This is a genomic window from Enterococcus sp. C46, assembly GCF_040887565.1.
Taxonomy (GTDB): Bacteria; Bacillota; Bacilli; order Lactobacillales; family Enterococcaceae; genus Enterococcus_B; species Enterococcus_B lactis.
The window spans coordinates 1-384 of sequence record NZ_JBFOGA010000036.1 but is presented as its reverse complement, the minus strand read 5'-3'; the positions used below and the strand labels follow the sequence as shown (position 1 = coordinate 384).

Below are 384 nucleotides of genomic sequence, written 5' to 3'. Positions count from 1 at the left end.
GCGAAAAAACAGATGGAAGAAAGCACCTTACGCAGTTGGAAAACAGATAAATCGGATGCCCACCGGCTCGCACAGACTCATCTTAAAAATCAACGTCAGCCAAAAGAAGTACAAAGCAATTTTTACTTAGAGATGCGCGATTTAGCCCGTTTTTATCAAGAAATTGAGAAGAAAATCACTCGTCTGCGCATGGATTTACACAACTGCCTTCAATTGACTTTTCCAGAGCTTGAACAGTTCTTTTCAAACAGGCTGACCCCTTACGCATTGACATTGATCCGTCTTTTTCCCCATCCAGATTTTGTATTGGCATCTACTCGGACAAAAATAAACTGATCAACGAAACACGGAAAAAAATCTCCGCGAATCGTGCCGAGCAAAAGG

General features: G+C 41.9%; 1 pseudogene. It reads left to right on the top strand.

What is annotated here, in order from left to right:
* Window positions 1–384 (top strand): annotated as a pseudogene (locus AB3I27_RS14005) (transposase); the annotation flags it as partial.